Source organism: Paraburkholderia lycopersici (assembly GCF_900096975.1).
GTDB lineage: Bacteria > Pseudomonadota > Gammaproteobacteria > Burkholderiales > Burkholderiaceae > Paraburkholderia > Paraburkholderia lycopersici.
The window spans coordinates 65,798-90,517 of the sequence record NZ_FMYQ01000023.1 but is presented as its reverse complement, the minus strand read 5'-3'; the positions used below and the strand labels follow the sequence as shown (position 1 = coordinate 90,517).

The following is a 24,720-nucleotide window of genomic DNA, read 5'->3' as shown; positions in this document are numbered from 1 at the left end:
ATTTTAGCACGCAGAGTAATAATCCCTCCGTGCGGTCCTTCCCCTACAAACCGAGCTGACGTTTCATGTCAGCCCGTGTCTGATTCAGTGACATCAACTCGGCAAGTTCCTCGGGCGTATGCCGCGACTGCCGCGAAAGCGTTTCCAGGCGCTCGCAACAGGCGTCGTACCGCATCTTCAGGATCGCCGCCGTCAGCTCCTCGCTCACGAGCCGCTCCTGCTCGCGACGCTCCTCCACCACGGCGCCATCTTCCGGATTTTTCATCAGCAAATCCCGAACGTTTTCATCATAGTCCAGAATTTCGCGAAAAATCTCCTCGAAGGTTGGAGCATTGGCCCCATTTCTCAGCAGATCCGAAAGCAGCTGAAATTCCGCCGAATCGCCCAGCGCCCGCGCGTGAGTCGCCACTTCCTCGAAAAGCTCGCCGTGGCGCGTCAATCCGATCAACGCCTTTTCGGCCTCTTCGTCCAGTTGCGCCACGATGCGCGGGTGCATTACGAGGTTGCGCAACGCCTTGCGCTCGATACCGGTCACGAGATGCCGGTCCTTGCGCGCGGGTGCCCGGCGCGCCGCCTGGGCAATGCGCGCGTCGACCTCGCAAAGCGCGGCCACTTCCTCGAACGGCACGTCGAGGCGGTCCGCGAACATGTGCATGATCTGCGCGCGCAGCGCGTTCGCGGGCAACGCCTGCAGGAGCGGCTTCGCGTCGAAGAGTGCCCGGGCGCGCCCTTCGGGCTGGTCGAGCTCCTTGTCGGACAGCACCTCGTTGAGCATGAACTGTGACAGCGGCATCGCCCGCTCCACCTGCTCCGAGAACGCCTCGGCGCCGAACTCGCGCACATAGCTGTCCGGGTCGTGCTCCTGGGGCAGGAACAGGAAACGGATCGTGCGGTTGTCGGCCGCGTGCGGCAGGCACGCATCGAGCGCGCGCCGCGCGGCGCGACGGCCCGCCGAGTCGCCGTCGAAGCTGAAGATCACGGTGTCGGTCTGACGCATGAGCTTCTGCACGTGGATCGGCGTGCACGCGGTACCGAGCGTCGCCACGGCGTTCGGGAAACCCAGTTGCGCGAGCGCGACGACGTCCATATACCCCTCGACCACCAGAACATAGCGCTGCTCCCGGATCGCGAGGCGCGCCTCGAACAACCCGTACAGTTCGCTGCCCTTGTTAAATAGTGGTGTTTCCGGGGAATTCAAATACTTGGGTTCGCCGCCATCGAGCACGCGGCCGCCAAAACCGATCACCTGCCCCTTCACGTTGCGGATCGGGAACATCACCCGGTCGCGGAAGCGGTCGTAGCGGCGCGCCTGGCCTTGCGCGTCCTGTTTTTCGCTGACGATGACGAGACCGGCCTCGACCAGCGCGTCGTCGCGATAGTTCTCAAACGCGGTTTCGAGGTTCTGCCATCCATCAGGCGCATAACCGAGGCCGAAGCGTGCGGCAATCTCGCCCGTGAGCCCGCGCTTTTTGAGGTACTGGATGGCGTTGGTCGCGCTGCGCAACTGCTTGCGGTAGTAGTCGCAGGCAGTCTGCATGATGTCGGAAAGCGCCGTGGTGACGGCCTTGGGCGGAGCCGCGGCGTAGCCGCCAGCAGCGCTGGCGCCGCCACCGCCGCGCACGGGCGACGGCTCCTGCGGCACGCTCAGCCCGACCGACTGGGCGAGTTCGTTGACGGCCTCGGGAAACGTCAGGCCCGCGTGTTCCATGAGGAAGCCGATGGCGGTGCCGTGCGCGCCACAGCCGAAGCAGTGATAGAACTGCTTCGTTGGACTAACGGTGAAGGAAGGGCTTTTCTCGTTGTGGAACGGACACAGGCCCATGAAGTTCGCGCCGCCCTTCTTGAGCTGCACGTAGCGACCCACCACGTCGACGATATCGACGCGGTTCAGCAGGTCTTGCAGGAACGAATGCGGAATCATCGAGGCGAACGCGCTCGGGCAACCAGGGCTCGCGCGGCCCTGACCGGGCCTCGCGGCGCTGCCCGGAAGCCGGGCTTGCGCCGCGCGCGAGCCGGATGCGCTTACTTCGAGAGCGCGGCCTTGACGAGCCCGGAGACGGCCGTCATGTCAGCGCGCCCGGCGAGCTTCGGCTTGAGCACGCCCATCACCTTGCCCATGTCCTGCGGGCCGGCTGCGCCCACCTGGGCGACCGCGGCCTGCACTTCGGCGGCGATCTCGGCATCCGAGAGCTGCGCGGGCATGTAGGCGGTCAGAACGGTCAGTTCGGCGGCTTCCTTTTCGACGAGGTCGGTGCGGCCCGCAGCCTCGAACTGGCTGATCGAGTCCTTGCGCTGCTTGATCATCTTGTCGATGACCGCCGTGATGCCGGCGTCGTCAAGCGTCACGCGATCGTCGACTTCACGTTGCTTGATTGCGGCGAGCAGCAGACGAATCGTGGCGAGGCGCTCGCTTTCGCGCGCGCGCATCGCGGCTTTCATGTCGTCGTTGATCTGGTCTTTGAGACTCATCACTCACCTGAAATGCGTTGAGGTTGCAGGAATGCAAAAACCCGCCTGGAAACGCTTCCAGGCGGGTTGGCGCAAATTCGACATGGTTGCGACCACACCAGAGGGCAGCGGCGGCCGCGATGCGACAAGAGCCGGCTGCCCACGTCGCCGCCGATCCGCGCGAGGCCCATGCCACAACGGCTCGGACACGCGCCGCGGCGACGCCGGAATCAGTACAGCTTCTTCGGCAGCATCTGGCTGCGCAGGCGCTTGAAGTGGCGCTTCACCGCCGCCGCCTTCTTGCGCTTGCGTTCAGCCGTGGGCTTCTCGTAAAACTCGCGCGCGCGAAGCTCGGTCAGCAGACCGTTCTTCTCGATCGTGCGCTTGAAGCGGCGCATGGCAACTTCAAAGGGTTCGTTTTCTTTTACGCGGATGGTCGTCATTTTCCAATAACGGATCGGGGGTAAAGAAAGTTGAGTATAGCAGTTCCGTAATCGGCCATCGTGCGGCCGCCTGGGGGAGAAACCCGTATCGCGGCGGCCCGTTTTTGCCCCTCCATTTCATCGCGGCCGCCGCCCCGCTTCGCCGGGCGGCGGGGCCTTCAACCGGCGCCCGGACCTACGAGCAGCAACGGCAGGTGCGTGATCTCGATGGCGCGCTGCGCGACGCTGCCAAGCAGCCAGCGCGCGACGCCCCGCCGCCCCTGCGTGCCCAGCACCACGAGGTCGGCCTGCCAATGCTCTGCGTCGCGCAGTACGGCGTGGGCAATGTCGTCGCGCATGAGGCCGGTGGCCACGAGCGCCGTTTCGAAGGCGCAGCCCGCCGCTTCCAGTTGCTCGCCCGCGCTGGCCAGTGCTTTGCGCCCGAGCTCGGCGAGCGCGTCCTCGAGCACGGAACCCGGCACCGGGTCGCCGGAGACGCTGCTGCGGTCGACGACGTAAACAGCACGCAGCGCCGTTTGCGGTTCGGCAAGCCGCACGGCCGCGCAGATGGCCAGCGCCGAGGCCGGACTGCCGTCGGCCGCCAGCAGGATGCGGGCCGGCGGCGCGTCGCCATGCGGCTCGTATTCGACGGGCACGACCAGCAGCGGACAGGGCGCACAAACCGCGAGCGCGCCCGAAACCGAGCCGTCGACCCAGCGCGTCATGCGCCCCCGATGCCGCGCGCCGACAACCAGCAGGTCCGCCTGCCAGTCGCGGGCCGCTTCGGCCAAGGCGGGCACGGCAGCCCCGGCGTCGCCGGAAAAATTGACCACCACCCCTTCGACGGAGGCAGCTTGTCCGCTGAACGCCGAAATCGCCCGCTCCAGCGTGCGCTCGGCGTCGGAGCACGATTCGTCAGGCGTGGCGGCGAGCGCGTCCGTCATCCAAGCGTCGCGCGCGGCGTAGGCACCGCCCATCCAGTCGCGCGGTTGTCCGGCGGCGCAGACGACCTGCACCTCGGCGTCGCGCGGCGCCACCCGCGCGGCAAAACGCACTGCCTGCATCGATGCCACCGAATCGTCCACTGCAATCATGATTCGCCGCAGCGGCGCGGCGTAGTTTGCCGGTTCATCCTCTTGATTCACGTTTCGCACCTCTTTCTTGTGGCCAGGTATTCGAGCGTGAACCTCGGCGGCCCAGCCAACAATGACTGCGGTCAATCGCAGGAGATCCCGCAGATCGCGAAGTCAGCTTGCGGGCGCCGTAAATTCGGCGGCGGCCTCCCCAGCGGCGACGCCCGACGCCCACGCCCACTGGAAGTTGTAGCCGCCGAGCCAGCCCGTCACGTCCACCGCCTCGCCCACGAAATAGAGGCCAGCCACGCGCTGGCTCATCAGCGTCGCCGAGGACAGCTCGCGCGTGTCCACCCCGCCACGCGTGACTTCGGCTTTCTTGTAGCCTTCGGTGCCTGTGGGCGTGAGCGACCACTGCGCAAGCCCTTCGCCGATCTTGCGCAGCGTCTTGTCGGGCAGATCGGCAAGCCGCGCGTCGGCTTTTACCTGATGCGCCTCGAGCCACACGTGCGCGAGGCGCGCCGGCACCCATTCGGCGAGAAGGTTGCCGATTTGTCGTTTCGTCGCGCCTTTGGCCTCGATCAGCGCCGCGGACGCGTCGCGATCCGGCAGCAGGTTCACGCGGATCGGCTGGCCTGGCTGCCAGAAGCTCGAAATCTGCAACACGCCCGGGCCCGAGAGGCCGCGATGCGTGAAGAGCAGGTCCTCGTCGAAAGCGCCGCCGGTCTTGCGTTCGCCGGTCGCCACGTGGACTTCGAGCGAGACGCCCGCGAGCGGCACGTAGGGCGCCCACTCGTCCTGCGCGAACGTGAGCGGCACGAGCGCCGGACGCGTGTCGACGAGCTTGTGGCCGAACTGCCTCGCGACGCGATACGCGAAGTCGGTCGCGCCGATCTTGGGGATCGACAAACCGCCCGTCGCGATCACAAGCGCCTTCGCGCGAATCTGGCCCTGTGGCGTGCCAAGCGTAAAGCCGGCGCCGTCGGCGTGGCTCAGGGCCTCGACGGGCAGCGGCCGGCGCCAGGCCACGCGTCCGGCGTCGCATTCCGCGCGCAGGACGTCGATGATCGCCTCGCTCGACTGGTCGCAGAAAAGCTGACCCTTGTGCTTTTCGTGCCAGGTCACGCGATGCTGGCGCAGCAACGCGAGGAAATCGCGCGGCGTGTAGCGCGCGAGTGCCGAGCGACAGAAATGGGGATTATTGGAAAGATAGTTGGCCGGACTCGCGTGCAGGTTCGTGAAGTTGCAGCGCCCGCCGCCCGAAATGCGGATTTTTTCCGCGAGGCGCGGCGCGTGATCGATCAGCGCCACGCGGCGGCCCCGTTGGCCCGCCGCCGCCGCGCACATCATGCCGGCCGCCCCCGCGCCGATCACGGCGATGTCGAAAGATTCCATGGCGCGCATTCTACCTGCGCGGCGACGTCCGATCCGCGGGCGAAGCGCGGCCGGCCGCGCCGAGCCGGCCTGCACGCGCGCTGTTATACTTAACGGCTGTCTTACTTCTTGATTTCGCGACGGTTTTGCCGGCGGTTTTTTGCCCGCGAGTTTTTACCCGCTTTTGCCCGATTTTTACCCGCAGTCCCCGGGCACAAGGCAATGCCGCCGCTCTGCCCCACACTCATGCTCGTTCTCGGCATCGAAAGCTCCTGCGACGAAACCGGCCTCGCGCTTTACGACAGCGAGCGCGGCCTGCTCGCGCACGCGCTGCACTCGCAGATCGCCATGCACCGCGAGTATGGCGGCGTCGTCCCCGAACTCGCCTCGCGCGACCACATCCGCCGCGCGTTGCCGCTGCTCGAGGAAGTGCTCTCGAAGAGCGGCGCGGCGCGGCACGACATCGACGCCATCGCGTTCACGCAAGGCCCCGGCCTCGCGGGCGCCCTGCTCGTGGGCGCGAGCATCGCCAACGCGCTCGCCATGGCGTGGAACCGGCCGACCGTGGGCATACACCACCTCGAAGGGCATCTGCTCTCGCCGCTGCTGGTCGGCGCGCCGCCGCCGTTTCCGTTCGTCGCGCTGCTGGTGTCGGGCGGCCACACGCAATTGATGCGCGTAACCGATGTGGGCGTCTACGAGACGCTGGGCGAAACGCTCGACGACGCCGCCGGCGAAGCCTTCGACAAGACGGCCAAGCTGCTCGGCCTCGGCTATCCGGGCGGCCCGGAAGTGTCGCGACTCGCGGAATTCGGCACGCCGGGCGCGGTCGAGCTGCCGCGCCCGATGCTGCATTCCGGCGATCTCGACTTCAGCTTCAGCGGCCTGAAAACGGCCGTGCTCACGCAGGTGAAGAAGCTCGGCGCGAACATCTGCGAGCAAGGCAAGGCCGACATCGCACGCGGTTTCGTCGATGCGGCTGTGGAAGTGCTGGCCGCGAAATCGCTGGCAGCGCTCAAGCGCACGAAGATGAAGCGGCTCGTGGTGGCGGGCGGCGTGGGCGCAAACAAGCAGTTGCGCGAAACGCTTTCGGCGGCGGCGCAAAAACGCGGCTTCGAGGTACATTACCCCGACCTGTCGCTATGCACCGATAACGGCGCGATGATCGCGCTCGCAGGCGCGCTCCGCCTCCAACGCTGGCCCGAGCAGGCCACGCGCGACTACGCGTTTACGGTAAAGCCGCGCTGGGATTTGAGCTCGCTCGCGCAACGGTAACGCGAACGCAGCCAGAAGCAAAAAGCCGCCCAAGGGCGGCTTTTTCGTCGATGGCGCAGCCAGCCCCTCGCGTTCAGCCCGCGCGCTTGTCGTGCTCGATCACGGCATACGCGCTGTGATTGTGGATCGACTCGAAGTTCTCGGCTTCGAGCGTATAGGCGATCACCCGAGCATCGGCGTTCAGGCGCACGGCCACGTCGCGCACCAGGTCTTCCACGAACTTGGGATTCTCGTACGCGCGCTCGGTCACGAACTTCTCGTCCGGACGCTTGAGCAAGCCCCACAGCTCGCACGACGCCTCTTCCTCGGCGATGCGTACGAGGTCTTCGACCGGCAGATCGCCCTCGAACTCGACGTTCATCGTCACGTGCGAACGCTGGTTGTGAGCGCCGTACTGCGAGATCTTCTTCGAGCATGGGCACAGGCTCGTCACCGGCACGAGCACCTTGAGGAAAAGACGCGTCTCGCCATGACGCACGTCGCCCGTGAGCGTCACGTCGTAGTCGAGCAGACTTTCCACGCCCGACACCGGCGCGACCTTCTTCACGAAGTACGGAAACGCGACTTCGATGCGGCCGGCCTGCGATTCGAGTTTCGCGAGCATCGCGGCCAGCATCGCGCGGAACGTAGCGGGCTCGAGCGGCGCCTTGTTCTCCTCGAGCAGCGCCACAAAGCGCGACATGTGCGTGCCCTTCTGGTCGGCCGGCAGATGAACGTCGAGATTCCACGTGCCGACGCTCGGCTGGACGTCGCCCGCGCCCGTCCTGACCGTGACCGGATGGCGCACGGCCTTCACGCCCACGCGCTGAATCGCGATCTGACGGGTATCGACGGAGCTCTGGACGTCCGGCATCACGAAGGCCGGGTTCATCTGATTCATGTTCTTATCCTCAAGCCGCGCTGAATGCGGCGCGCAAACGCCAAACGAATGGCAAACAAACGACAAACGCCGGCATGAGCCGGCGTTTGCTGGCGGTTGCCGGGTACGAAAACCCGCCCGCCGGTTCTAAGGTGAAGTGGACTGCCGCGGTTCGCCGGCTGGCCTTTGGACCAGCCGCACCGCAAGGCGCTTCCAGATCAGGCGACGCGCATCACCGATTTGCCGGACGCATTCGCCGTGCGATCGAGGAAGCGCTCGCGAATGGACTTCGCGATCCCTGCTGCGTCGAGCCCACAGCCCGCCAGCAGCTTCGCCGGGTCGCCGTGGTCGATGAAGCGGTCGGGGAGGCCCAATTGTAGTACGGGCTTGATAACCCCACTTTCAAGGAGGGCTTCCACGCAGGCCGAGCCCGCGCCGCCCATGATGCAGCCTTCCTCGACGGTCACGAGGTAGTCGTGGGTTTCGGCGAGCTGGCGCACGAGGTCGGCGTCGAGCGGCTTCACGAAGCGCATGTTCGCCACGGTGGCGTCGAGCTCCTCGGCGGCCGCGAGCGACGGCGCGACCATCGTGCCGAACGCGAGGATCGCAATGCGCTTGCCGGCCGGCGCATTGCTTTCGCGGCGGATTTCGCCCTTGCCCACCGGCAGCGCGGCCATCTGCTTGACGGTCGCCACGCCCGTGCCTGCGCCGCGCGGGTAGCGCACGGCCGCCGGGCAGTCCTGCTGGAGCGCCGTATAGAGCATCTGACGGCATTCGTTTTCGTCCGATGCCGCCATGATCATCATGTTCGGGATGCAGCGCATGAACGCGAGATCGTACGCGCCCGCGTGCGTCGCGCCGTCGGCGCCGACAAGGCCCGCGCGATCGATCGCGAACACGACCGGCAGGTTCTGCAGCGCGACGTCGTGGATCAGCTGGTCATAGGCGCGCTGCAGGAAGGTCGAGTAGATCGCGACCACCGGCTTCATGCCCTCGGCCGCGAGACCGCCCGCGAACGTCACCGCGTGCTGCTCGGCGATGCCGACGTCGTAGTAGCGGTCCGGGAAACGCTTCTCGAACTCGACGAGGCCCGAGCCTTCGCGCATGGCCGGCGTGATGCCGATCACGCGCGAGTCGAGTTCGGCCGCGTCGCAGAGCCATTCGCCGAACACCTGCGTGTAGGTCTTCTTGCCCGGCACCTTCGACGGCTTGATGCCCTCGGCCGGGTTGAACTTGCCGGGACCGTGGTAGAGCACCGGGTCGGCTTCGGCAAGCTTGTAGCCCTGGCCTTTCTTCGTCACGACGTGCAGGAATTGCGGACCGCGCAGTTCCTTGATGTTCTGCAGCGTCGGGATCAGCGAGTCGAGGTCGTGGCCGTCGATCGGGCCGATGTAGTTGAAGCCGAACTCCTCGAACAGCGTGGCCGGCACGATCATGCCCTTGGCGTGTTCTTCGAGCTTGCGCGCGAGATCGAGCACCGGCGGCGCATGGCGCAGCACGCGCTCGACGCCCGCGCGCGCGGCGGCGTAGAAACGGCCCGACATGAGGCGCGCAAGATGGCGATTGAGCGCGCCCACCGGCGGCGAAATCGACATGTCGTTGTCGTTGAGGATGACGAGCAGCGGCACGTCGTCTTCGACGCCGCCGTTGTTCAGCGCCTCGAAGGCCATGCCGGCCGTCATCGCGCCGTCGCCGATCACGGCGATGCCCATGTGGTTCTCGCCCTTGAGCTTGCTCGCGATGGCCATGCCGAGCGCCGCCGAAATCGACGTGCTCGAATGCGCCGTGCCGAACGTGTCGTACGGCGATTCGTCGCGCTTCGGGAAGCCAGAGATGCCGCCGAGCTGGCGCAGCGAATGCATCTGGTCGCGGCGGCCGGTCAGGATCTTGTGCGGATAGGTCTGATGGCCCACGTCCCAGACGATGCGATCGCGCGGCGTGTCGAACACGTAGTGCAGCGCGATCGTCAGTTCGACCGTACCGAGGTTGGACGACAGGTGGCCGCCCGTTTGCGAGACGCTTTCGAGAACGAAGGCACGCAGTTCGTCGGCAAGCGGTTGCAACTGGCGGCGATCGAGGCGGCGCAAATCCGCCGGGTCGTCAATGGTTTTCAGCAAGTCGTACATCGTCGTTCCATTGTAGGAAAACTGGCGCTCCCGCACTTGTTCTGCGCATTACTCCCCTTTCATGCGCGTGGGCGGGTTGCGCGATCAGCTCACCCGGTTCACCACCAGGTCAGCGAGTTCGGCGAGGCGCTGCGCGCGCGCGCCGAACGGTTCGAGCGCCGCGTGCGCGTCGGCGCGCAACTGCTGCGCGAGCGCCCGCGAGGCATCAAGACCGATGATCGACACGTAGGTCGGCTTGCCGTCCTTCGCGTCCTTGCCCGCGGTCTTGCCGAGCGTAGCCGAGTCGGCGGTGACGTCGAGAATGTCGTCGACCACCTGGAAGGCGAGGCCCACGGCCGCTGCATATTTGTCCAGCGCGGCGAGGGTTTCCGCAGAAGGCGTTTCGCCTGCCATCGCGCCCATGCGCACCGCGGCGCGCAAAAGTGCGCCGGTCTTCAGGCGGTGCATCGTTTCCAGCTCGGGGCGGGTGAGCGCATGGCCCACGCTCGCGAGGTCGATCGCCTGTCCGCCGGCCATGCCGACGGAGCCGCTCGCCAGCGCGAGTTCGCGCACGAGCGATGCCTGGCGCGTGGCGTCGAGAACGTCGGACGTCAGCGTGACGAAAGCCTGCGACTGCAACGCGTCGCCGACCAGCAGCGCCGTGGGTTCGTCATATTTGACGTGGACGGTGGGTTTGCCGCGGCGCATGTCGTCGTCGTCCATGCACGGCATGTCGTCGTGCACGAGCGAGTACACGTGGATCATCTCGAGCGCACAGGCCGCCGCGTCGAGCGCTTCGGGCATGGCGTTCGTCAGTTCACCCGCCGCGTGGCACAGGAGCGGACGCACGCGCTTGCCGCCGCCAAGCACGGCATAACGCATGGCGTCATGCAGCGGCGCCGGCTGCACGTCGGCCGCCGGCAAATAATGATCGAGCGCGCTTTCGACCCGGTCGAGCACCTGCCGGGTCCATTGGTCAAATGTCATAGATCGTCGTCTCCGCCCGCGGCGGAGTCTGTCGTATTGAGGGGCACGGGCCGCAGCGTCTCGCCGTCGAGCACGCGCACCTGTTGTTCAACCTTTTCGAGCTGCTGCTGGCAAAAGCGCACGAGTGTCGCACCGCGGCGGTACGCCGCAAGCGATTCTTCCAGGCTCAGACTGCCGCCTTCCATGCGTGCCACGAGGCCGTCGAGTTCCGCCAGCGCCGCCTCGTAGCTTTCGGGCAGAGCCTCGCCCCCGGCCGTCCCGGCGGCGCTTTCGCCCGCGCCAGCGCGGTCTTTCGTTGCGGATTTCGCCATGAGTCGTCGCCAGAATGAAACAAGGCGGACATTCTACGGCAAAAGCGTCTCTTTCGACCCGCTCGCCGGCTCACATGCCCTTTCGACCACACCGCCGCGACCCGTCAATTGGGTTCCAGAAGGTCGGATTACCCGTGCATTTGTCTCATACTTCCCGGATTCCCGCCGTCGTTCCGGTGTAAATTTGGCAAAAATCAGTCACTTAGCTACCCCATGACCAGGTAACCGGGTATAATCTCCGGCTCCCTAAATCGAATCTTCGATGGTTGGGTTGTTCACTGCTTTCACGTCTTCATCGGGAGTGGGAATGTCCAATCTGAGCAATGCATTGCAGCTGAAGTCCATCCACAGCCAGCTGCCAGTCACCGCTTATTTTGACGAAGCGCTACTCAAGCGCGAAATCGACACGCTTTTCCAGAAGGGTCCTCGCTACGTCGGGCACGAACTCATGGTGCCCGAGGCGGGAAACTATTTTGCGCTGCCCGGCGAGAAAGAGGGCCGCGTGCTCGTCCGCAACAAGAGCAACGGGATCGAGCTGCTCTCGAATGTGTGCCGCCATCGCCAGGCCATCATGCTAAACGGTCGCGGCACGGCGGACAACATCGTATGTCCGCTGCATCGCTGGACCTATGACCTCAAGGGCGAACTGCTCGGCGCGCCGCACTTCGCGGACAAACCGTGTCTGAATCTGACCAGTTCTCCGCTCCAGAGGTGGAACGGGCTGCTCTTCGAATCCGCGGGCCGCGACGTCGCGCGCGATCTTGCTCGCCTCGGCCCCGCGAAGCACCTCGACTTCTCGGACTACATGTTCGATCACGTCGAGATCCACGAGTGCAACTACAACTGGAAGACCTTCATCGAGGTCTATCTGGAGGACTATCACGTCGTGCCGTTCCATCCGGGCCTCGGCAACTTCGTGTCGTGCGACGACCTTCAGTGGGAGTTCGGCGAGTGGTATAGCGTGCAGACGGTCGGCGTGCACAAGCACCTCGGCAAGCCGGGCAGCCCGACGTACCGCAAGTGGCACGACGAGGTCCTGCGCTTCCGCAATGGCGTGCCGCCCGAATTCGGCGCGATCTGGATGGTGTACTACCCGAATCTCATGATCGAGTGGTATCCGCACGTGCTCGTGGTGTCGTGGCTCATTCCGCAGGGCACGCAGAAGACGACGAATATCGTCGAGTTCTACTACCCCGAGGAAATCACGCTGTTCGAGCGCGAGTTCGTCGAGGCCGAACGTGCCGCCTATATGGAAACGGCCGTCGAGGACGACGAGATCGCCGAGCGCATGGACGCTGGCCGCCGCGCGCTTTTCGAGCGCGGCGAGTCGGAAGTCGGCCCGTACCAGAGCCCGATGGAAGACGGCATGCAGCACTTCCACGAATTCCTGCGCCGGGAGCTGGGACCGATCTGACGCCCGGCAGGCACGGTCTTCGGGCCAATTGAATGCATCAACGGAAAGACGGGCTTCGGCCCGTCTTTTTGTTTAGACTGACGGCACCGGGTCGCCGCGCACATGCCGCACTGTCCATGCGGCGGCCTCGCACGATACAAGGAGCCGTCATGCCCCACACGCACTACACCACGCTGATCTCGGCCGCCAATCTGCACGAACGCCTGACCGCCGCGCCGGGCAGCGTGCTCGTGTTCGACTGCCGCTTCGATCTGGCCAATCCCGCCGCCGGGGAGAACGCCTACGCGCTCGGCCATCTGCCCGGCGCGCAATACCTGCATCTGGACCGCGATCTCTCCGGCCCAAAGACCGGCAAGAACGGGCGCCATCCGCTGCCCGACCGCTCCGCGCTCGTCGCCACGCTCTCGCTGCGCGGCCTCAACGAAGGCCAGCAGGTCGTCGCCTACGACGCGCAAGGCGGCTCCTACGCCGCGCGCCTGTGGTGGCTGCTGCGCTGGCTAGGCCACGACTCGGTGGCCGTGCTCGACGGCGGCCTGCAAGCCTGGGAATCGGCCGGCCTCCCGCTCGTACGCGACGTACCCACGCCCGCGCGCGGCACGTTCAAGGCCGGCGCACCGCTCCAGGTGACCGTGGATGCGCAGGCCATCGAGCGCAATCTCGCCACGCGCGAGCTCACGGTCGTCGATGCACGCGCCGCCGACCGCTATCGCGGCGAGAACGAAACGATCGATCCCGTGGGCGGCCACATTCCTGGCGCGCGCAACCGCTTTTATCAGAACAACCTCACGCCGGACGGCCGTTTCAAGTCGGCGCACGCGCTGCGCGAGGATTTCACGGCCGTGCTGTCGGGCACGACGCCCGAGCATGTGGTCCTGCAATGCGGCTCGGGCGTGACCGCCTGCCATAACGCGCTCGCAATGGAGATCGCCGGCCTGCATGGCGCGGCGCTATATCCGGGGTCGTGGAGCGAATGGTCCGCCGACCCGTCGCGGCCGGTCGCCACGGGCCCGAATCCCTGAATCCGCCGAATCTGGGCGACCGGCCGAAACAGCACGGCGTCACGCCACGCCGTGCTCCCTGAACCACGCGATGGCGCGCTTCCAGCCGTCTTCCGCGTCGGCCTTGCGATAGCTCGGACGATAGTCAGCGAAGAACGCATGGCCCGCGTCGTCGTACACGACGAACTGCGAGCCGCGGCCGCCCTGCGGGCCTTGCGCGATGGCGGCCTTCATCTGCGCGAGCGTGTCCTGCGGAATGCTCTGGTCCTGCAGGCCATACATCCCGAGCACCGGCACCTCCAGGTGGTTTGCGAGATCGAGCGGATTGCCCGGCATCGTCGCCGTATGGCGGCCGGCCACGCGCCCATACCACGCCACGGCCGCGTTGATGTGCGGGTTGTGCTCCGCATAGAGCCACGCGATGCGCCCACCCCAGCAGAAGCCGTTGACGCCCACGCGCTTCGTGTCGCCGCCGTGCTGGCCTGCCCAGGCGACGGCCGCGTCGATGTCGCCGAGCACCTGGGCGTCGGGCACCTTGCTCGCGATGTTCTGGTCGATCTGCTGAATCGTCGGGTACGCGGAAGCGTCGCCCTCGCGCACGAACAGGTCCGGCGCAACGGCCAGATAACCGAGCTTCGCGAAGCGGCGGCACACATCCGCGATATGCTCGTGCACGCCAAAAATCTCGTGGATGACGATGATGACCGGCAAATGCGTCTTGCCGCGCGGTTGCGCACGATACGCCGGGACGAGCGTCCCGCCCGACTGGAAGCCGATCTCACCGGCTTCGAGACCCTCGCTGTCGGTGTGGATGGTTTGCGCGGAAACCGGCAGCACGGCGGCGGCGAATCCGCTGCCGAGCGCGGCTTTGATGAAGGTGCGCCGGTCGAACGGCACGCGCGGGACGAGGCTATCGATTTCGGGTTTCAGCATGCAACGCTCCTCGGAGGCCAGATAGCGCAATCAACGAAATAGCGCCGCGCCTGTCGACGCACGCGCCATTCAGTGCAGCTTCACGCGCGGCAGCGTGGTGCGGCGCAGCCAGTGCGCGAACGTATCGAGCACCATGCGCGCGTAGCCGTGCAGCGCCGCGATGTGCAGCCGGTACAGCGACATGTACATGAAACGGGCAAACAGCCCTTCGATCAGCATATTCCCGCCAATCAGCCCGCCCATCAGATTGCCGACCGCGCTGAAGTGGCCGAGCGATACCAGCGAGCCGAAGTCGCGATAGGTGAACTCCGGCAGCGGCTTCCCCGCGAGCAGGTCGCCGAGCGAGCGGAACAGGAAGGTCGCCTGCTGATGCGCGGCTTGCGCGCGCGGAGGCACGCCACGCTCGTGGCCGGGCCATTCGCAGGCCGCGCAGTCGCCGAGCGCGAAGATGTTGTCGTCGATTTCCGTTTGCAGCGTGCGGCGCACGATCAACTGGCCGAGCTTGTTGACGGTGAGGCCGTCGAGCCGCGAAAGCACGGCAGGCGCCGTGATGCCCGCCGCCCACACGGTGAGATCCGCGCGCACGTCCTTGCCGCTCGCGGTGCGCACCACGCCCGCCGCGACTTCGGTCACGCGCTCGCCTGTCATCACCTTCACGCCGAGCTTGTGCAGCAGTTCCGCGGTCGCAGACGAAACGCGCTCGGACAACGCAGGGAGGATGCGCGTGCCCGCCTCGATCAGCACGATGCCCACGTCGTGGCGCGGATCGAGCTTGTGCAGTCCATAGGCCGAGAGCACCTGCGCGGTATTGCGCAGCTCGGCGGAGAGTTCGACGCCCGTGGCGCCCGCGCCGATGATCGCCACCTGCACGCGCGGTTCGGCGCCGTCGTTCGAGCCCTGCGCAGCGGCGGCCGTCGCTTCGGGCGTCTGATGCTCGGCGCGCATGCACGCCGCGATGAGGCGCTTGCGAAAGCGCTCGGCCTGCTCGACGGTATCGAGCGCGATGGAATGTCCGGCCGCGCCGGGCACGCCGAAAAAATGCGTCGTGCTGCCGATAGCGAGCACGAGCGTGTCGTATTCGAGCACGCGCTCGGGCAGCATTTCGGCGCCGTCTTCGTCGAGCACGCGGCCGAGCGTGATGCGCTTCGCCGCGCGCTCGAGGCCGACCAGTTCGCCCTGCTGAAACTCGAAGCCGTGCCAGCGCGCTTGCGCCGCATATTCGAGCTGATGGGTGAACGGGTCCATGCTGCCCGCCGCGACTTCATGCAGGAGCGGCTTCCAGATGTGTGTCGGGTAGCGGTCGACCAGCGTGATCGATGCCTGCGGCTTGCCGCGCTTCGCGCGCGTTTCGCCATAACGATCGCCGAGCCGCGTCGCCAGTTCCAGCCCGCCCGCGCCTCCTCCCACAACGATAAAGCGATGCATAGACTCTCCGTGCATGTCGAAAGGCGATAGCAAGGCCGATTGCACCGACAACATCGCGTGCGAGGTACCGGCCTTCAATTCATTGTCGGCTGACGGAGTGCGCGGCGGCAACCCTCGCGGCGCGCATTCGCGACATCACGCACGCGGGGCTTGCCTTATCTCGCGCGCGCGGTTACGTCCTTGCTGCGGCATGGCGCATTCAGCATGTGCTCCGGTAGAGCTTCATTGCGCAGGCGGGCCACTTGAACCAGCCCTCAGTGGGCTTCTTCCCAGTTGTCGCCCACGCCCACTTCGGCGACGAGCGGCACCTTGAGCTGCGCCACCGAGCACATCAGCTCGGGCAGACGCTTGCGCACTTCGGCAAGCTCGTCGTCGGGCACTTCCAGCACGAGTTCATCGTGCACCTGCATGATCATCTTCGTGCCGATCTTGCGTTCGTCGAGCCACTTCTGCACCGCGACCATCGAAAGCTTGATGAGATCGGCGGCCGTGCCCTGCATCGGCGCGTTGATGGCCGCGCGCTCGGCGGCCTGGCGGCGCGGTCCATTGCCGCCGTTGATCTCGGGCAGCCAGAGGCGGCGGCCGAACACGGTTTCGACGTAACCACGCGACTTCGCGTCCATGCGCGTTTCGTCCATGTAGCGCGCCACGCCCGGATAACGCGCGAAATAGCGGTCGATATAAAGCTTCGCCGCGTCGCGCGTAATGCCGAGGTTCGATGCGAGCCCGAACGCGCTCATGCCGTAAATGAGGCCGAAGTTGATGACCTTCGCGATGCGCCGCTGGTCCGCGCTCACTTCGAGCGGCGTCACGCCGAACACCTCGGCGGCCGTGGCGCGGTGAATGTCGTCGCCGCGCGCGAACGCCGCGAGCAGCGACTCGTCGCCCGAGATGTGCGCCATGATGCGCAATTCGATCTGCGAATAATCGGCGGAAACGATCTTGTGACCCGGCGGCGCGATGAACGCCTCGCGAATGCGCCGGCCTTCGCCCGTACGCACCGGAATGTTCTGCAGATTCGGATCGTTCGACGCGAGACGGCCGGTGACCGCCACGGCCTGCGCATAGTTCGTGTGCACGCGGCCCGTTTGCGCGTTGACCATGCGCGGCAGCTTGTCGGTGTACGTGGACTTGAGCTTGGCGAGGCCGCGATGTTCGAGCAGGAGCTTGGGCAGCGGGTAATCTTCGGCGAGCTTCTGCAGCACTTCTTCGTCGGTGGAAGGCGCGCCGCTTGGCGTCTTCTTCACGACCGGCAACTGCAGCTTCTCGAAGAAAATCTGGCCGATCTGCTTGGGCGAGCCGAGATTGAATTCGCCGCCCGCGAGCGCATAGGCTTCCTGTTCGAGCGCGACGAGCCGCACGGCGATCTCGGCGCTCTGCTTCTCCAGCCGCTCCTTGTCGATCAGGACACCGTTGCGTTCCATCTTGCGCAGCACGCGCGAAGTCGGCAACTCGATGTTGCGATACACGTAGTCGAGGCCTTTCTCAGACGCGATCTGCGGATAAAGCGCGCGATGCAGTTGCAGCGTGACGTCGGCGTCCTCGGCTGCGTATTCGGCGGCCTTTTCGAGCGGCACCTCGTCGAAGCCGATCTGCTGCGCGCCCTTGCCCGCCACGTCTTCGTACTTGATCGTCTTGATGCCCAGATGGCGCAGCGCGAGGCTGTCCATGTCGTGGCTGCGATGCGATTCGAGCACATACGATTCGAGCAGCGTGTCGTGCTCCACGCCGTTCAGCTCGATACCGTAGTTGGCGAGCACCTGTTCGTCGTACTTCATGTGCTGGCCGACCTTCTTGTACCGCGGGCTTTCGAGCCACGGCCTCAGGCGGGCGAGCACTTCGTCGATCGGCAACTGATCGGGCGCGTCCGGCCCGCGATGCGCGAGCGGCAAGTAAGCCGCGACGCCCGGCTCGATCGAGAACGACATGCCGACGAGCTTCGCGACCATCGGGTCGAGCGCCGTGGTTTCGGTATCGAACGCCGTGAGTTCGGCTGCCTCGATTTTCCTGAGCCATGTCTCGAACTGCGGCCACGTCTGGATCGTTTCGTAGTGACGCGGCGCCTCGACGAACAGCGCGGGCTGCACGTTCGCGTCTTTCTCGGGCGCGTCGCCGGCCGTTGCCGCGGGAACGGTCTGCACCTGCTGGCTTGCCTCGTTGATTTCGCGCAGCCAGGTCTTGAAGCCGTGGCGCGCGAAGATGTCGCGTAACTCCTCGCGCGCTTCGGGGCGCGTGGCGAGCGACGCTTCGATCGACTCGAGATGCGGCTCGAGATCGCAAGCCGTCTCCACCGTGACGAGCTTTTTCGCCATCGGCAGGAAGCCGAGCGCGTCGCGCAGGTAACCGCCCACGGCGCCCTTGATTTCATCCGCATGTTCGATCACGCCGTCGAGCGAGCCGTACTGCGTAAGCCATTTCACCGCTGTTTTCGGGCCGCACTTGTTCACGCCGGGCACGTTGTCGACGGTGTCGCCGATGAGCGAGAGATAGTCGACGATTCGCTCGGGCGGCACGCCGAACTTCGCGATCACGCCTTCGCGGTCGAGCGCTTCGTTCGTCATCGTGTTGATGAGCGTGACGTGGTCGGTCACGAGTTGCGCGAGGTCCTTGTCGCCCGTGGAAACGATGACCTTCATGCCGAGCTTCTCGGCCTGGCACGCGAGCGTGCCGATCACGTCGTCGGCTTCCACGCCTTCGATCATCAGCAGCGGCCAGCCGAGCGCGCGCACGGCCACATGAATGGGCTCGATTTGCGCGGCGAGCGGCTCGGGCATGGAAGGCCGGTTGGCCTTGTACTCGGGATACCAGTCGTCACGGAACGTCTTGCCCTTTGCATCGAACACGCACGCGCTATACTCTGCCGTAACGTCCTTGCGCATGCGACGCAGCATGTTGATGATGCCGTAAAGCGCACCCGTCGGTTCGCCGTCAGGACCGCGCAGATCCGGCATGGCATGGAAGGCCCGATAGAGATAGCTAGAACCGTCGACCAGCAGCAGGGTCTTACCTTCCAGCTCAGTTTGTAGCTTCGTTTCCACGCGTAGTTCTTCAGGCATTATGGACAAGAGAAAAGTGATTCCGAGTCTGCGTTCACTCGCAGATCAAGAGCGCGCGACGGCCAAGAAGGCGCGCGCATCGTGGCAGATGTTCACGATTATGGCAGAGTTTATCGAGGCGACCGAGTACCTGTCCGAGATCCGGCCAGCGGTCAGCATCTACGGCTCGGCACGCCTGAAACCGGAGTCAAAGTACTACCAGCTTGCCACGACGATCGCGCGAAAAGTGTCCGACGCGGGCTTCGCCGTAATCTCCGGCGGCGGGCCCGGCATCATGGAAGCCGCGAACCAGGGGGCGCATGCGGGCAAGTCGCCTTCCGTCGGTCTGAACATCGAGTTGCCGCACGAGCAATCGGGCAACCAGTGGCAGGACATCTCGCTGCGTTTTCGCCATTTCTTCACGCGCAAGGTCACGTTCGTGAAGAACTCTGACGCCGTGATCGTCATGCCGGGCGGCTTCGGCACGCTCGACGAACTGGCCGAAGTGCTCACGCTCATCCAGACCAAGAAGTCGCGTCACGTGCCCATCATTCTGGTGGGCGGCGAGTTCTGGACGGGCCTGCTCGACTGGTTCCGCTCGGCGCTCGTGCCGATGGGCCTCATCAATCCCGAAGACATGGACCTGATGCAGGTGATCGACGACCCGGACCAGGTGCTCGAAGCCGTCCTCAAGTTCTACGAAGATGCGGGCGAAGAGCCCGAAAGAGAGCACCCGGCGCGCCCCGGCCGAGACTCCGACGACGACCGGATGTTCTATCTCTGACGTTTCACTTCGACAGCGTGCGGAAGGCCTTTTCGTAGGCCTCCGTATCGCTTGCGCCTCTGCGCATCGATTCCCTCACGCTTTTTCCTGAATGGCGGGCACGCCCGCTCCTTCGTGTCGCGCCCGCTCTTTCGCCTGCTCTTCGAGCCAGCGGCAAAACTGTGCCACGAGCGGCGCCTGCGCCACCTCGCGGCGCGCCACCCACCAGTAGCCGCGCGCTGCGAGAGGCGGCCCCGCGAGCGGCGCAACGAGACGCCCCGACGCAAGTTCGTCGTCCAGCAGCGGCAGCGGGCCGAGTGCCACGCCAAGTCCGTCCACGGCCGCCTGCAAGGCCAGATAGAAGTGGTCGAACGACTGCCTCTTCCTGCATTTGGCTTTCACGCCGGCGGCCGCGAGCCACGTGCGCCACGAATCGGGCCGCGTATCCGAATGCAGCAGCACGTGACGCGCCAGATCGCCCGGCTGATGAATCGGCGCGCGCTTGAGGAGCGCCGGGCTGCACACCGGCAGTTCCACCTCGTCGAGAAAATACCCTGCCTCGCAGTCGGGCCAGTGCGCCGGACCGCGCCTCACGGCCACGTCGAAACCGTCGAGCATCTCGACCGGCGCATTCGATGTCGAGAGGCGCAACTCGACGTTCGGCGCGAGACGCTGAAACTGCGAAAGCCGCGGCAGCAGCCACTTCATCGCGAAGGTCGGCAGCGCGTTCACGCGCAGCACATGCACCACGCCCGTGTCGCGTAGCTGCTCGGTCGCGCGCGCGATGTCGTCGAACGCCGACTGTACGGCAGCAAGGTAGCGCCGCCCGTCTTCGGTCAGCGCGACCCGCTTGCCGTGCCGATGAAACACCTGCACGCCGACCCACGCCTCGAGCGCGGCCACCTGCCGGCTGATGGCACCGTGAGTCACATGGAGCTCGCCCGCCGCGGCGGAGAAGCTGCCGTGGCGCGCGGCGGCTTCGAACGCGCGCAGCGCGGGAAAGGGAGGAAGTGAGCGTGCCATGCTTGTGAGTGTAGATCACAAGAAACCGCCGTAAAAATCGTTTTGCGGCATGCGCGTTTCGGCTTAACCTCGGGGCTTGCCCCAGAGGTCCTCAATTCCATGAAACACGCTGCCTCTCCGCCTGCCGCCGCCCCACGCGATGCCAGCGCCGATCTCGCCACGCCCTCCGTGCGCGATCTGTTCTTCGGCTTTCTCGGTCTCGGCTTCACGTCGTTCGGCGGCGCGCTGCCTTTGGCGCGGCGCACCATCGTCGAGCAGCGGCGCTGGCTCAATGCCGGCGAATTCACCGACCTGCTCGGCCTGTGCCAATTCCTGCCGGGCGGCAACGTCATCAATCTCTCGGTTGCGCTCGGCATGCGCTTTCATGGCTGGCGCGGCGCGCTCGCGGGCATTCTCGGGCTGATCGCGGGACCGTCGCTCGTCGTGATCGGGCTTGGCGTGATCTACGAGCGCACGCAAAACGATCCGCACGTGCGGCATCTGTTCGTCGGGCTCGCCGCCGCGGCCGCCGGCCTGCTGGTCTCGATGGCCGTGAAAATCGTGCTGCCGCTGCGCCGCGAGCCGGCGGCGGCGGCCGTCGCCGCGCTCGGCTTCGCCGCCATCGCCGTGCTGCGCACGCCGCTTCTGCCGACCATGCTCGTGCTCACGCCCGTCGGCATCACGCTCGCGGCCCGCGCGGCTCGCAAGGAAGGGGCCGCGCGATGAACGCCACACTTGTCGCGCTCGCTGCGATCTTTAGCCAGCTTTCGCTGCTCGCGTTCGGCGGCGGCAATACGATCCTGCCCGAAATGCAGCGCCAGGTGGTCGAGGTGCGCCACTGGATGCCGGCGAGCGAATTCAGCGCGCTCTTCGCGCTCGCCCAGGCCGCCCCCGGCCCGAACATGATGGTCGTGACGCTAGTGGGCTGGCACGTGGCCGGCTGGGCGGGCATGCTCGTGACGTCGATCGCGAAGTTCGGGCCGTCGTCGCTCGTGACGATCGCCGCGCTGCATGCGTGGGACCGCTTCAAGGACCGCCCGTGGCGTCGCATCGCGCAAAAGGGCCTCGTGCCGGTGACGGCCGGCCTCGTGGCCGCGAGCGCCGTGCTGATTGCAAAGGCATCCGATCCTTCCTGGATCGCATGGGCGATTACCGGCGTGTGTGCCGTGCTGGCGTTTCGCACGAAGATCCATCCGCTGTGGCTGCTTGGCGCGGGAAGTCTGATCGGATTAACGGGGTTCGGCCAGTGAGGTGACACCGTGACGGCGCGCCTGGTCGGGCCTGCACGCCGCAGATACTGAGCCGTTCCGGGTGCCGGGCGCGGAGCGCATCCGGCGCCTGGAAGTCGGGCGAGGCGGTGCCGCCGCCCGACTTCCCGTCGCTTCGTTCCGCCTGCGTTCGCCGGCATACCTTGGCGCTTTCCCGCTGCTTGAATGTCATTACCCGCGGTGTACGATGACATCATCGAGAAACAGAAAAAGGTCGCCCCATGGACACGAGCGCAAGGCACGCGACGGCCATCGCATTGCTGGCGGCAGGCTGCGGATTTTCGGCGGCGTCTCACGCCTATAGCAAGGAAGAAGACGCCGCTGCGCAGGATCGCGAAGTGCAGGCGGCCTACGATCGTGGCTACAAGGCAGCCCGGGAAGAAATGGCGCAAGCCGCGGCCGCCGCTGCGGCACCGCCGAAGCAGGCTGCCGGCACGACAACGCGCAAGCCCATCCTCGACATCAAGCACACCTACAGCGACGCGGGCGAGGTTGCGACGGTCATGACCGTGCCGGTCGTCGTCAAGCCGCTGGCGGATGGTCAAACCGGACAAACCGCGCAAGTCGACGAAGCCGCCCCCGAAGCCCAAGCCGAACCGCCCGCTCCCGCGCAGCCGGTCGCGCGCGCCAACGCCGCACCAACGCCGACGCCGACCGCCCCGCAACCGAAAGCCCGCGCTTACGCGCAGGCGCCCGCCGGCCATCAACCCGTTGCGGCAGCGCCTGTCGTGCAAGACGACGTTGCGCCGCCGGAGTCCCTCGCGAACGACGAAGCCGTCGACGAGCTGGAGCCACCGCGCGCGGCGCAGGTGTACTCGACCCGGAGTCTGCAATATGCCCAGCCCGCGCAGCCGCGAACGCCGTATGCGCCGCCTGTTGCGTCGCGCCCGCCTCCCCAGCCATATGGTTATGCGCAGCAGCCGGCTTACGCACAACAGCAGCCTGACTATGCGCAGCAGCCGGTATACGCGCAGCAATACGCCCAGCAACCGGCTTACGCCCCGCCCCGGCCCGCCTACTACGGTCCGCCCGCACCGTGGGGCGCGCAGTACCAGCCGCAACCGCCGGCCCGATGGGTTTACTGGTCGCCTCAGTACGGACGGTGGATCTATTACTGAGCCCCAAGGCGGGGCCTCGCGCGGATACCGCCCCGACCCGGCCGATGCCCCGGAGCGACGTTTTCAGCCGTCGTAGCGCAACCCCGCAGCAACGACGCCGAAGACGTCGGCACTGCGGGCCGCAACTGACCCATGATGCGTGAGCAGATAGTGCGTCGCCGCGACATGGTGCGTTGAGCCGAGGGACGCTTCTCTTGCGGTACGTGCGCTTACGAGCATATCGGCCGGTCTGGTTCGCATTCCCGGGATCAGCGCTCGACAATCGCGACGCCTTACCAACTACGCCGAAACGGCAATACGCAGGATGCCTGACATTCCGCTACTGGAATGCCACCTCCGCAAAGCTGCGAAGTTTCCGGCTGTGGAGCTTGTGCAGACCGTTCGTGCGCAGAATCTCCATTGCCTTCACGCCGATCTGCAAATGCTGATCGACCTGCGCTCGGTAGAACGAATCGGCCATGCCCGGCAGCTTGAGTTCGCCGTGCAGCGGTTTGTCCGACACGCACAGCAAGGTGCCATACGGCACGCGAAAGCGGAAGCCGTTCGCGGCGATGGTCGCGCTTTCCATGTCGAGCGCGATCGCGCGGCTTTGCGAGAGGCGCTGCACCGGCTCGCGATGATCGCGCAATTCCCAGTTGCGATTGTCGACGCTCGCCACCGTGCCCGTGCGCATCACGCGCTTCAGCTCCACGCCGTCGAGTTTCGTGACGTCCGCCACCGCACGCTCGAGCGCCAACTGCACTTCCGCGAGCGCGGGAATCGGCACCCACAGCGGCAAATCGGCGTCGAGCACGTGATCCTCGCGCACGTAGCCGTGCGCGAGCACGTAGTCGCCAAGGCGCTGCGTGTTGCGCAAGCCCGCGCAGTGACCGAGCATGATCCACGCATGCGGACGCAGCACCGCAATGTGGTCGGTGATCGTCTTCGCGTTCGACGGCCCCACGCCGATGTTGACCATCGTGATGCCGCTGCCGTCGGCGCGCTTGAGGTGGTACGCGGGCATCTGCGGCAGGCGCGCGGGCGCCGTGCCTTCGTGGTCCTGCTCGCCGAGGTTCGCGTTGTAGGTGACCACGTCGCCGGGCTCCACGAACGAGGTGTATTCGCTGCGATAGGTGCGCAGATCGGCGTCGTCGGTGTGCGCCATCATCGCGCGGCCGAGCTTCACGAACTCGTCGATATAGAACTGGTAGTTCGTGTAAAGCACGTAGTTCTGCACGTGCGTAGGCGACGTGGCCGTGTAGTGTTTGAGCCGGTGCAGCGAAAAATCCACGCGCGGCGCGGTGAAGAGCGCGAGCGGATGCGGCTCGCCGGGCTGCGGCTCGTACGTGCCATTGACGATGCGGTCGTCGAGTTGCGCGAGATCGGGCGTGTCGAACACGTCGCGCATGGCGAAAAGGCGCTCGCGATCGAGATCGCCTTCGAGGTGAATGCCTTCGGCGAACGCGAAGTGCACCGGAATCGGCTGGTCCGAAACGCCCACCTCGATGCCCACATGATGGTTCTTCGCGAGCAGGCGCAACTGTTCGCGATAGTAGTTGCCGAAGAGGTCGGGCCGCGTGACGGTGGTTTCGAACACGCCGGGGCCGGCAACGAAGCCATACGAGCGGCGCGAGTCGATATGCGTGTTGACGTTCGTGCGGATGCGCACGAACGGGTAGCACGCGCGCACGCGACGGTCGAACGCCTCGCCGCGGCGATAGCGCGCAAACGCGTCGCGCAGGAAAGAGGTGTTCGCTTCGTAGATGCTGGACAGGCGCGCCACGGCGTCGGCGGCGTCGTCGAAAGATTCGTCCGGGAAGTCGTGCGCCGGCGTCATGAGGGGCCGCAGGTAGGTATCGTTGTTCATCTTTGTTCGCCTCTCCGTTTGATGGAACCACATTACCACGGAAGGTGCGACTTCCAGACGACCG

21 protein-coding genes are annotated in these 24,720 nt (G+C 66.0%); 7 read left to right on the top strand and 14 right to left on the bottom strand.

The annotated features are described in order from the left end of the window. Positions 1–43 precede the first annotated feature (43 nt). The 5 genes from dnaG to BLU17_RS22595 all read right to left on the bottom strand — a co-directional run bounded on the left by dnaG (position 44) and on the right by BLU17_RS22595 (position 5,338). Positions 44–1,921, bottom strand: coding sequence for a DNA primase (dnaG, locus tag BLU17_RS22615; RefSeq protein ID WP_092001567.1), 1,878 nt, complete (start codon positions 1,919–1,921; stop codon positions 44–46). Between the two features lie 101 nt (positions 1,922–2,022). Next, positions 2,023–2,469, bottom strand: coding sequence for a GatB/YqeY domain-containing protein (locus BLU17_RS22610; protein ID WP_092001564.1), 447 nt, complete (start codon positions 2,467–2,469; stop codon positions 2,023–2,025). A 209-nt stretch (positions 2,470–2,678) separates the two neighbouring features. Next, positions 2,679–2,891, bottom strand: a complete 213-nt coding sequence (gene rpsU, locus BLU17_RS22605) for a 30S ribosomal protein S21 (protein WP_013434742.1) — start codon at positions 2,889–2,891, stop codon at positions 2,679–2,681. 158 nt (positions 2,892–3,049) lie between these two features. After that, on the bottom strand, positions 3,050–4,090 hold the full coding sequence (locus BLU17_RS22600) for a universal stress protein (RefSeq protein ID WP_143189317.1): 1,041 nt from the start codon (positions 4,088–4,090) through the stop codon (positions 3,050–3,052). A 27-nt stretch (positions 4,091–4,117) separates the two neighbouring features. Beyond that, positions 4,118–5,338, bottom strand: a complete 1,221-nt coding sequence (locus tag BLU17_RS22595) for a BaiN/RdsA family NAD(P)/FAD-dependent oxidoreductase (RefSeq protein ID WP_092001559.1) — start codon at positions 5,336–5,338, stop codon at positions 4,118–4,120. 225 nt (positions 5,339–5,563) lie between these two features. Between BLU17_RS22595 and tsaD the strand changes: the two genes are divergently transcribed. Next, the gene (tsaD, locus tag BLU17_RS22590) at positions 5,564–6,592 is read left to right on the top strand and encodes a tRNA (adenosine(37)-N6)-threonylcarbamoyltransferase complex transferase subunit TsaD (protein WP_092001556.1); all 1,029 of its coding nucleotides are present in this window, start codon (positions 5,564–5,566) and stop codon (positions 6,590–6,592) included. A 73-nt stretch (positions 6,593–6,665) separates the two neighbouring features. Here the strand turns inward: tsaD and folE2 are convergent, their stop codons facing one another. The 4 genes from folE2 to BLU17_RS22570 all read right to left on the bottom strand — a co-directional run bounded on the left by folE2 (position 6,666) and on the right by BLU17_RS22570 (position 10,854). After that, the gene (folE2, locus tag BLU17_RS22585; RefSeq protein WP_092001553.1) at positions 6,666–7,472 is read right to left on the bottom strand and encodes a GTP cyclohydrolase FolE2; all 807 of its coding nucleotides are present in this window, start codon (positions 7,470–7,472) and stop codon (positions 6,666–6,668) included. A 197-nt stretch (positions 7,473–7,669) separates the two neighbouring features. Further along, on the bottom strand, positions 7,670–9,577 hold the full coding sequence (dxs, locus tag BLU17_RS22580) for a 1-deoxy-D-xylulose-5-phosphate synthase (RefSeq protein ID WP_092001550.1): 1,908 nt from the start codon (positions 9,575–9,577) through the stop codon (positions 7,670–7,672). A gap of 84 nt (positions 9,578–9,661) precedes the next feature. Next, a complete protein-coding gene (locus tag BLU17_RS22575; protein ID WP_092001547.1) occupies positions 9,662–10,543 on the bottom strand; it encodes a polyprenyl synthetase family protein in 882 nt (293 codons plus the stop codon). Next, on the bottom strand, positions 10,540–10,854 hold the full coding sequence (locus BLU17_RS22570; RefSeq protein WP_092001544.1) for an exodeoxyribonuclease VII small subunit: 315 nt from the start codon (positions 10,852–10,854) through the stop codon (positions 10,540–10,542). The genes BLU17_RS22575 and BLU17_RS22570 overlap by 4 nt, the downstream gene beginning before the upstream one ends. Positions 10,855–11,161: 307 nt before the next feature. Here BLU17_RS22570 and BLU17_RS22565 point away from each other — a divergent pair, with 307 nt between their 5' ends. Both BLU17_RS22565 and BLU17_RS22560 read left to right on the top strand, forming a co-directional pair. Further along, positions 11,162–12,268, top strand: coding sequence for an aromatic ring-hydroxylating oxygenase subunit alpha (locus BLU17_RS22565; protein ID WP_092001542.1), 1,107 nt, complete (start codon positions 11,162–11,164; stop codon positions 12,266–12,268). Positions 12,269–12,417: 149 nt separating this feature from the next. Beyond that, positions 12,418–13,287: a sulfurtransferase gene (locus BLU17_RS22560; protein ID WP_092001539.1), complete on the top strand. Its 870-nt coding sequence runs from the start codon at positions 12,418–12,420 to the stop codon at positions 13,285–13,287. A 39-nt stretch (positions 13,288–13,326) separates the two neighbouring features. On the opposite strand, the gene BLU17_RS22555 is transcribed toward BLU17_RS22560, so the two are convergent. The 3 genes from BLU17_RS22555 to polA form a co-directional block, all read right to left on the bottom strand. Beyond that, a complete protein-coding gene (locus BLU17_RS22555; protein ID WP_092001536.1) occupies positions 13,327–14,199 on the bottom strand; it encodes a dienelactone hydrolase family protein in 873 nt (290 codons plus the stop codon). Between the two features lie 69 nt (positions 14,200–14,268). Further along, positions 14,269–15,624, bottom strand: coding sequence for an NAD(P)/FAD-dependent oxidoreductase (locus BLU17_RS22550; protein ID WP_092001533.1), 1,356 nt, complete (start codon positions 15,622–15,624; stop codon positions 14,269–14,271). A gap of 254 nt (positions 15,625–15,878) precedes the next feature. After that, on the bottom strand, positions 15,879–18,680 hold the full coding sequence (gene polA / locus BLU17_RS22545) for a DNA polymerase I (protein WP_092001530.1): 2,802 nt from the start codon (positions 18,678–18,680) through the stop codon (positions 15,879–15,881). Position 18,681: 1 nt separating this feature from the next. Here polA and BLU17_RS22540 point away from each other — a divergent pair, with 1 nt between their 5' ends. Next, positions 18,682–19,443 (top strand): LOG family protein, encoded by a 762-nt coding sequence (locus BLU17_RS22540; RefSeq protein WP_092001527.1) that lies wholly within the window; start codon positions 18,682–18,684, stop codon positions 19,441–19,443. Positions 19,444–19,518: 75 nt separating this feature from the next. Here BLU17_RS22540 and BLU17_RS22535 read toward each other — a convergent pair whose 3' ends face one another. Next, positions 19,519–20,445, bottom strand: a complete 927-nt coding sequence (locus BLU17_RS22535; protein ID WP_092001524.1) for a transcriptional regulator GcvA — start codon at positions 20,443–20,445, stop codon at positions 19,519–19,521. Between the two features lie 99 nt (positions 20,446–20,544). On the opposite strand from BLU17_RS22535, the gene BLU17_RS22530 reads away from it, so the two are divergent. The 3 genes from BLU17_RS22530 (at position 20,545) to BLU17_RS22520 (ending at position 22,810) form a co-directional block, all read left to right on the top strand. After that, complete coding sequence (locus tag BLU17_RS22530; RefSeq protein WP_092001521.1) at positions 20,545–21,150, top strand: chromate transporter; 606 nt, start codon at positions 20,545–20,547, stop codon at positions 21,148–21,150. Continuing rightward, on the top strand, positions 21,147–21,674 hold the full coding sequence (locus tag BLU17_RS22525; protein WP_092001518.1) for a chromate transporter: 528 nt from the start codon (positions 21,147–21,149) through the stop codon (positions 21,672–21,674). The genes BLU17_RS22530 and BLU17_RS22525 overlap by 4 nt, the downstream gene beginning before the upstream one ends. Positions 21,675–21,913: 239 nt before the next feature. Further along, the gene (locus BLU17_RS22520) at positions 21,914–22,810 is read left to right on the top strand and encodes a hypothetical protein (RefSeq protein WP_092001515.1); all 897 of its coding nucleotides are present in this window, start codon (positions 21,914–21,916) and stop codon (positions 22,808–22,810) included. Between the two features lie 319 nt (positions 22,811–23,129). Here BLU17_RS22520 and BLU17_RS22515 read toward each other — a convergent pair whose 3' ends face one another. Then, positions 23,130–24,656 (bottom strand): AMP nucleosidase, encoded by a 1,527-nt coding sequence (locus BLU17_RS22515; RefSeq protein ID WP_092001512.1) that lies wholly within the window; start codon positions 24,654–24,656, stop codon positions 23,130–23,132. Between the last annotated feature and the right edge of the window lie 64 nt (positions 24,657–24,720).

Excerpts from the sequence above, each read along its gene's own strand:
- dnaG (WP_092001567.1), bottom strand. The coding sequence starts at position 1,921 with ATGATTCCGCATTCGTTCCTGCAAGACCTGCTGAACCGCGTCGATATC.
- BLU17_RS22610 (WP_092001564.1), bottom strand. The coding sequence starts at position 2,469 with ATGAGTCTCAAAGACCAGATCAACGACGACATGAAAGCCGCGATGCGC.
- rpsU (WP_013434742.1), bottom strand. The coding sequence starts at position 2,891 with ATGACGACCATCCGCGTAAAAGAAAACGAACCCTTTGAAGTTGCCATG.
- BLU17_RS22595 (WP_092001559.1), bottom strand. The coding sequence starts at position 5,338 with ATGGAATCTTTCGACATCGCCGTGATCGGCGCGGGGGCGGCCGGCATG.
- tsaD (WP_092001556.1), top strand. The coding sequence starts at position 5,564 with ATGCTCGTTCTCGGCATCGAAAGCTCCTGCGACGAAACCGGCCTCGCG.
- folE2 (WP_092001553.1), bottom strand. The coding sequence starts at position 7,472 with ATGAATCAGATGAACCCGGCCTTCGTGATGCCGGACGTCCAGAGCTCC.
- dxs (WP_092001550.1), bottom strand. The coding sequence starts at position 9,577 with ATGTACGACTTGCTGAAAACCATTGACGACCCGGCGGATTTGCGCCGC.
- BLU17_RS22575 (WP_092001547.1), bottom strand. The coding sequence starts at position 10,543 with ATGACATTTGACCAATGGACCCGGCAGGTGCTCGACCGGGTCGAAAGC.
- BLU17_RS22570 (WP_092001544.1), bottom strand. The coding sequence starts at position 10,854 with ATGGCGAAATCCGCAACGAAAGACCGCGCTGGCGCGGGCGAAAGCGCC.
- BLU17_RS22565 (WP_092001542.1), top strand. The coding sequence starts at position 11,162 with ATGTCCAATCTGAGCAATGCATTGCAGCTGAAGTCCATCCACAGCCAG.
- BLU17_RS22560 (WP_092001539.1), top strand. The coding sequence starts at position 12,418 with ATGCCCCACACGCACTACACCACGCTGATCTCGGCCGCCAATCTGCAC.
- BLU17_RS22555 (WP_092001536.1), bottom strand. The coding sequence starts at position 14,199 with ATGCTGAAACCCGAAATCGATAGCCTCGTCCCGCGCGTGCCGTTCGAC.
- BLU17_RS22550 (WP_092001533.1), bottom strand. The coding sequence starts at position 15,624 with ATGCATCGCTTTATCGTTGTGGGAGGAGGCGCGGGCGGGCTGGAACTG.
- polA (WP_092001530.1), bottom strand. The coding sequence starts at position 18,680 with ATGCCTGAAGAACTACGCGTGGAAACGAAGCTACAAACTGAGCTGGAA.
- BLU17_RS22540 (WP_092001527.1), top strand. The coding sequence starts at position 18,682 with ATGGACAAGAGAAAAGTGATTCCGAGTCTGCGTTCACTCGCAGATCAA.
- BLU17_RS22535 (WP_092001524.1), bottom strand. The coding sequence starts at position 20,445 with ATGGCACGCTCACTTCCTCCCTTTCCCGCGCTGCGCGCGTTCGAAGCC.
- BLU17_RS22530 (WP_092001521.1), top strand. The coding sequence starts at position 20,545 with ATGAAACACGCTGCCTCTCCGCCTGCCGCCGCCCCACGCGATGCCAGC.
- BLU17_RS22525 (WP_092001518.1), top strand. The coding sequence starts at position 21,147 with ATGAACGCCACACTTGTCGCGCTCGCTGCGATCTTTAGCCAGCTTTCG.
- BLU17_RS22520 (WP_092001515.1), top strand. The coding sequence starts at position 21,914 with ATGGACACGAGCGCAAGGCACGCGACGGCCATCGCATTGCTGGCGGCA.
- BLU17_RS22515 (WP_092001512.1), bottom strand. The coding sequence starts at position 24,656 with ATGAACAACGATACCTACCTGCGGCCCCTCATGACGCCGGCGCACGAC.